The sequence below is a fragment of the Ruminococcus turbiniformis genome (assembly GCF_020687545.1).
GTDB classification, from domain to species: domain Bacteria; phylum Bacillota; class Clostridia; order Lachnospirales; family Lachnospiraceae; genus Mediterraneibacter; species Mediterraneibacter turbiniformis.
In genome coordinates, this window is record NZ_JAJEQX010000021.1 from 65,609 (window position 1) to 72,149 (window position 6,541).

At 57.9% G+C, this 6,541-nt stretch carries 6 protein-coding genes and 1 pseudogene; all 7 read right to left on the minus strand.

Annotation, left to right across the window (positions count from 1 at the left end):
* Positions 1–157: 157 nt before the first annotated feature.
* The gene (locus tag LKD70_RS11880) at positions 158–931 is read right to left on the minus strand and encodes a DUF4366 domain-containing protein (RefSeq protein ID WP_002588925.1); all 774 of its coding nucleotides are present in this window, start codon (positions 929–931) and stop codon (positions 158–160) included.
* Positions 921–1,178: a DUF4315 family protein gene (locus LKD70_RS11885; protein WP_002588926.1), complete on the minus strand. Its 258-nt coding sequence runs from the start codon at positions 1,176–1,178 to the stop codon at positions 921–923. The genes LKD70_RS11880 and LKD70_RS11885 overlap by 11 nt, the downstream gene beginning before the upstream one ends.
* A 30-nt stretch (positions 1,179–1,208) precedes the next feature.
* The gene (locus LKD70_RS11890) at positions 1,209–2,945 is read right to left on the minus strand and encodes a CD1108 family mobile element protein (protein ID WP_002588927.1); all 1,737 of its coding nucleotides are present in this window, start codon (positions 2,943–2,945) and stop codon (positions 1,209–1,211) included.
* On the minus strand, positions 2,938–3,306 hold the full coding sequence (locus LKD70_RS11895) for a DUF3851 family protein (RefSeq protein WP_002578787.1): 369 nt from the start codon (positions 3,304–3,306) through the stop codon (positions 2,938–2,940). The genes LKD70_RS11890 and LKD70_RS11895 overlap by 8 nt, the downstream gene beginning before the upstream one ends.
* A 2-nt stretch (positions 3,307–3,308) precedes the next feature.
* Positions 3,309–5,690, minus strand: coding sequence for a VirB4-like conjugal transfer ATPase, CD1110 family (locus LKD70_RS11900; RefSeq protein WP_002578788.1), 2,382 nt, complete (start codon positions 5,688–5,690; stop codon positions 3,309–3,311).
* A 10-nt stretch (positions 5,691–5,700) separates the two neighbouring features.
* On the minus strand, positions 5,701–6,123 hold the full coding sequence (locus tag LKD70_RS11905) for a PrgI family protein (protein ID WP_002578789.1): 423 nt from the start codon (positions 6,121–6,123) through the stop codon (positions 5,701–5,703).
* A 20-nt stretch (positions 6,124–6,143) separates the two neighbouring features.
* Positions 6,144–6,422: pseudogene (locus tag LKD70_RS11910) on the minus strand (VirB6/TrbL-like conjugal transfer protein, CD1112 family); the annotation flags it as partial.
* Positions 6,423–6,541: the final 119 nt, after the last annotated feature.

The following is a 6,541-nucleotide window of genomic DNA, read 5'->3' on the forward strand; positions in this document are numbered from 1 at the left end:
TGCCGGTGGCAGAATCCCACGCAGGGCTGACCGTCACGGTAATTTCCGCAGCCATAACAGGGGTGGCCGGGAGATAAAGTAGGAGGACGGGAAGTTTCCTTCCCGCCCTCCGGCCTGCGTGTCATCATGCGTTCATAGGGGCTGTCGGTGAAGCGGGTCAAACCGTCTTGTCCTCGCTTTCCTCGTCGCCGCCCCCGTCAGCGTCCGGCTCGTCAGATTCCTCGGTCTCCCAGGAGTCCTCGTCCTCCTGATCGGTATCATCCTCGCCGTAGTCATAATCGTCCAAATTGTCGTTGCCCTTGGTCTTGGGTCTGCTTTTTACCAGCTTAAAGTAGGCAAAAGCGCCGCCGCCACCCATCAGAGCCAGCACCGCCAAAAGAATGGCCGGATTCAGTCCTGCGGGTTTCTGCGCCGGTTCTTCCGGTTCCGGGGTTTCTTCCGGGGTCTCCGGTTCCGGCTCCTTACCCGTGCAGGCGCTCATATTGGTGGCACACACCGGGCAGGCCGTATTCACCGCACCGGCCACACATTTCTCCGTACAGGTACAGGTGGCGGGCTGCTCCTGGGTGGTCTGACCGTCCTCCATCAGCGCCATCAGGTCCGCCTCGTCCACCTGGTTTAAGAAGTGGACAGCGGTTTCCTTGTCCTCGTTGGCCCGGTCAATGAGGATGTAGAAGTAGTTGCCTGCCTTGGTGGTGACGGTGATGAGCTGCTTGTTGTCGCCGAAATCATCCACCAGGGCGGCGTTGCCATCCGGGGTCAGGGCCGGACTGTCCTCGGTTTCCTCCACGACCACATTGCTGTCGTTGGTGGCATCCTCCGCCGGAAGTTCTTCCGTTCCCTGGGCAAAGGCAGTCACGGAAAGGCCCATCATCAGCACCAGGGCGGCGCAGAGGGCCGAAAGGGTTTTGAAAATTTTCTTATTCTTCATGGTCGGTATCCTCCTGTTCGTTGTAGTTGGCGGAGGCAGCGGCCATGCCAGGGACCGTACCACCGGAGAGCATGGCGTTCAGCTGCTCCGGGGTCAGCCGCAGGGCGCGCACCATCTGAACGATTTCCAGGTTCTCCGCCTCGGTTTTCTGCGCCTCCAGGGTTTTCAGCTTGTCCTGGTACTCCGCGATCTTCTCGCGGACCTTGGCAATCTCCTGGTCAATGCGCTGGATTTTGTTCTTAGCCATTTCAATCACTCCTTTTCTCATAAATCGGCCTTACCAGTTCATCAGGCCGTAGCCCTTGATGCACTCGTAGGACAGGGAATAACTCTTGATCTTGCAGGCGTCGCCAGAATTGCCCTCCACGGTGTAGACCCGGCTGCCGTCTGTGCCGACCACAAGGCCCACATGGTCGGCGCTGCCATCCAGGTCCCAGTCAAAGAAGATGGCGTCGCCGGGGGCGATATTGGCGTAATCACGCCCGCCCCATTGTCCGTGAGACTGGAACCACGGAATACCCTGGGACTGGCAGGCGGCAAAGCGCGGCTCGGACAGCCCCATCTGGCCGTAGCACCAGGACACGAAGCAGGCGCACCATTCCACACGGGAATTGAAGCCGTACCAGCTCCAGTAGGGCTGACCGCCCACATTGCCCACCTGACTTTTGGCTATGTCCACCACGGCCTGATTGCCGGGGCGGGTGCCGTTGACGAATACCACGCCGGTCAGGTCCTCGGAGTTGCTCGTATCCGGGGAGCCGCCGCCGAAGATCAGCGGCTTGTTGCCCAGCGTCTGCCGGTACACCTGGTACATTTCCAGCTGTTCCGGGGTTAGCAGCTCCGAAGCCACGGAAGATATGGGCTTGCTGGTGAGCTTCACATTCAGAATGTAATACTCATACGGGACTTCCTCGGTGGTCGTCTCGCCGGTCACGGGGTCCGTGGAAGTTTCGGTGCGGTATCGTATCTCCACTTCCTCGGTAAGCGTCAGTTCATACTGTGCGTCGAACACGCGCTCCAGCTCGGCCTGGGCGCTCTGCCGGGTATAGCCTTGCAGCACGGCGGACAGGTAGGCTGCCAGCTCATGGGGGTCATGCCCGATCATATCCAGGTCATAGCGGTACTCGTCATACCCCGGATGGCTGCTTTCGATGTTGTCGATCTCGGCTTGCAGCGCCGTTTCTTTGGCAGCGTAGTCGGCCTCCACCGCCACCAGCTCAGGATCATCCGACGGGTAGGTGGTGCCGGACACCACGGAACCGATACTCTGCGCCATCATGGAGCAGGAGGACATGGTGTTGAGCAGCATACAGACCAGCAGGAAGATCGCACCCGCAATCAAAAAGCCCTTTTTGTGGCGCATGACAAACGCGCCCGCTTGCTGGGCTTTCTCCTTGACCGCCTTGGCCGCCATGCCGGTGGCCTCCGCAGTCTTGGCGGTGTTCCCGACAGCTTGACCGGCGCGCTTGGCGGCAGCGTATTCCTTTTTGATGGCCTGTTTCTGCTGCCAGCGGGAGATGGGGTTGCTGGCAAGCTGGGGATTTTCCCGCAGGGACTTCTGATACAAGGCGTTCACATTGGCCTTCTCCAGCTTCTGCTCGGCCTGGGCCGCCTTGCGGTAGGGCTTCAACTTGTGGCTGCGGTAGCCTTCCCGTGCAAGCCTAACGCCGGTCTCGGCAGCCTCCTCGGACTTGTGGGCGCTCTCCACGCCCACATTGTCCTGTTCGGTCTCCCGGATTTCCTTGTGGAGCTTCCCCAGAGCGGCATTGGCGGGGGTATCCCGCACCGCATGGGACAATTTGGAGGGCGGCTTCTTCTTGTCCTCCAGCACCAGCTTGGTGGTCACTTTGCCGGTCTCCGGGTCCACCGTCTTTTGCCGGACCTGCTTTTTGGGGATTTTGGCCTGCGCCTTGTCTGCTTTGGCGGCGGCCTTGTCCGCCTTACGGATGGGCTTCTCCAGAGCCGGGTCAGCCCGTTCCTCGTCCGTAAAGCGCAGGCGCGGTTCCTTATTCAAACCATTCCCCCAACATGAGGGAGGCCGTCATGTAGCGCAGCTCCACATAGACGGCCAGCCCCACAGGGTCACGGGAGGGGTGCTGAAGCAGATGGGCGTAGATCTGCGCCACCACATTGGCCAGCAGCTCGGACTGCCCGCCCTCGAAGATGACGATGGCCGGGACGCCGTTCATGGCGCACCAGATTTCCGTCAGGCGCAGCAGGCCCGCTTCGCCGTCCTCGTTCAGCTCCGCAGCCTGATCCGCCGCCGTGCGGGTCTCGCTGACGGCATCGGCCAGCTCGGTGAGCAGCTGGGTGCGCTCACCCTCCAGGGCATCGTCAAAAAACATCATGGTATTCAGTTCGGTGTTGGGTTTCATGGTCATTCATCCTCCTTTTTCAGTTCCTGGGGTTTGGTGGTCATAATGCGGTACAGCTCGGTGTTCTTGGGGAAATGGTCCACGAAAGGCAGGATCGTTGAGCCATAGAACAGCAGGCCCTCGCCCTCGCTGGAGTGGGTCACATAGGAAAGCTGGTGAGGGGAAATGCCCAGCTGCTTGGCGAGAATCTGCCGGTCCCCGCCCGCCTGGTTGAGCATATACACGAAGTCGGAGTTCTCAAAGATGTTCTCCACCTCGCGGGAAGAAAGCAAGTCTTTGACATTCTGCGTGATGCCGGTGGGGATGCCGCCCCATTTTCTGAACCGCTTCCAAATCTCCACCGTGTAGGCGGCGGTCTGTTCCTCTTTCAGCAGCAGGTGCATCTCGTCGATGTAGTAACGGGTGGATTTGTGGGCAGCACGGTTGATGGTAACGCGGTTCCACACTTGGTCCTGGACCACCAGCATACCGATCTTTTTCAGCTGCTTGCCCAGCTCCTTGATGTCGTAGCAGACGATACGGTTGTTGATGTCCACATTGCTCTGATGGTTAAACACATTGAGGGAGCCGGTCACATAGATTTCCAGCGCCGTGGCGATGTACTGCGCCTCTTTCTCGTCCTGCGCCCGCAGCAGGTTGTAGAGGTCCTCCAGGATGGGCATATTCTCCGGGCGGGGGTCATTGAGATAGTCCTGATACACCAGCCGCACACAGCGGTCAATGATGGTTTTCTGAACCGGCTGCAAGCCCTCTTTGCCGCCTACGATCAGCTCGCACAGAGACAGGATGAAGTCGGACTTGAGAGACAGCGGACTTTCATCGTCCGAGTAGTCCAGGTTCAAATCCATAGGGTTAATGTAATTGCTGCTGGTGGGCGAAATCTTGATGACCTGCCCATGCAGGCGCTCCACCAAGGGCGCGTACTCGGCCTCCGGGTCGCAGATAATGATGTCATCATTGGTGAGCAGGAAACAGTTGGCGATCTCGCGCTTGGCGCTGAAGGACTTGCCGGAACCAGGGGTGCCGAGAATCAGTCCATTGGGGTTTTTCAGCAGCTTGCGGTCCACCATGATGAGGTTGTTGGACAGGGCGTTGATACCGTAGTACAGCGCCTCTTTGCCGTTCTGGAAAAGCTCCTGGGTGGTGAACGGAACAAAGATAGCCGTGGAACTGGTGGTCAGCCCCCGCTGAATCTCGATCTGATTGAGGCCCAAGGGCAGCGCAGACATCAGCCCTTCTTCCTGCTGGAAGTCAAGCCTTGTCAGCTGGCAGTTGTACTTCTGTGCGATGGAACTGGCCTGGAACACATTGTTGCCCAGCTGCCGGGGATTGTCCGCCGTGTTCAGCACCAGGAAGGTCACAAGGAACATTCGCTCGTTTCGGCTCTGCAAATCCTGCAAGAGCTTCTTGGCCTCGGCACCGTAGGTGGCAAGGTCAGAGGGAATGATGTCCATGTCATATCCGGCGCGGACGGCTTTTTTCTGTTCCTCAATTTTGGATTTATCCAGGTCGGTGATTTTCCGCTTGACCGTCTTGATGGCCTTGATCTGATCTACGGACTGGATATGCAGGCTGACGATCAGAGAGCTTTCCATATCCAGAAAATCCGCCAGCATCCGGTCATTCAGCTCCGGGGCGAGGATCTGCAAAAAAGAAACAGCCCCGTATTTTTTACCCATACGGAACTGTTTGCCGGTGCGGAACTCGAAGCCGGACGGCGCGATGAAATCCTTGGTGGACAGACCGGACGGAGCCAGCCAGTCCCATTCAAAGCGGAACGGCACCTGTTCATCCATGTGGAAAATGCCGTGAAGCTGTGCCAGCCGCGCCTTGCCGTCCAGGGTCTCGGCGGCCACGCCCAGGCGTTTGAAGTTGTTGAGAATGTCGGTCTCAATGCGCTCCAGACGGGGCTTGGCGGCCTTGAGGCTGTCGGCGTCGATGCCGAAAGTCAGGTACTTGGTCTTGATAAGACCGTTGTTGCCTCTTGCCAGCTGGTTTTGCAGCATGGTGGTGTACTCCACCCGGATGCTGTCAAAATCATCCCCCTGGAGAGGAATGTTGATGGCGCGGGCAAAGGTCTCCTCAGAGGCTGCCAGGTTCAAAAAGGACAGCTGGAACTGAATGGAGCTGTCGAAGTAGTTGAGGAAATCGCACCAGCCCTCGAAGATCGCTGTCTTGTCCTCGTTCTGCGAGAGCTGATAGTTGATGTCCTGGAATTGGATGGTCTTTGTGTAGCGGCTGCCTGCCACACGGCAGATGCCGTCCGGCCACATCCGTTCATAGGGGATACTGTCCTGAGCCGATTTTTTCTTTTTGTCTGTGCGATTGGCACGGGCAATGGCAGCCTCGATCTGCTTTCTGTCGGCGCGGGACAGCTTTTTCATCTTTTTCTGATTAACCGGCTGCGCGGTCTTTTCGTCTTTTCCGAACAGCCGGTGCAGCCAGCTTTTGATTACCGTGAACAATGTCATACACCTCCTTGTCGAGTTTTTCCTGCCGTTCCAAAACGGCATAGAAGTTGTTGGTCTGATACGGGCGCTCCTTGGGCCGGATGACGGCCACCTTGATGATATTGCCCACGATCTTTTCCAGGGGCTGACCGTGTTTTTCATACATCGCCAGCATGAAGAAGGGCAGCATGACCAGCATCATACACATGGCAGCCACGCTGTTTCCCACAGGCCCCCGGAGCAGGAAGAAAAGCGGTACGCCGATCAGCGCACCGCCGCCGAAGCAGACAAGCTGCCTCTTGGTTAAGTTGAACGCGACCTTGGTTTTGACTTTCGTAAGATCCTTGGGTACGGGTACATAAGCCAAAGGGATTACCTCCTTCCTGGTTAATGTGCATTGAAAACGGATTTTGCGAGGCTGCCGGTCTTAAAGAGCGTAAAGCACAACAGGACCGTATAGCCCACGCAGCTCCAGATGGCCATAATGATGTCGGATTCGGTGGCAATACTCTGCACCAGCACGGCGTAGATCGCCACACAGACGATGATGAGAAATGCCTGGAAGCCCAGGGCGATCAACGAGCGCAGATAGTTCTGGCCCATACCGCCCCATTCCTTGCCCATCATGGTGGCCATAGGGATGGGAGCCACCGAGGTCACAAGTAGGGTAAGAACCCGGCGCCTTGCCATATTGCTATGGTAGGTTTCCGAGAACTCCCCTCCGAACCGGACTTACACCTCTCAGCGTATCCGGCTCTCCAGATGTCAGTCTAATTTCCCAGCGT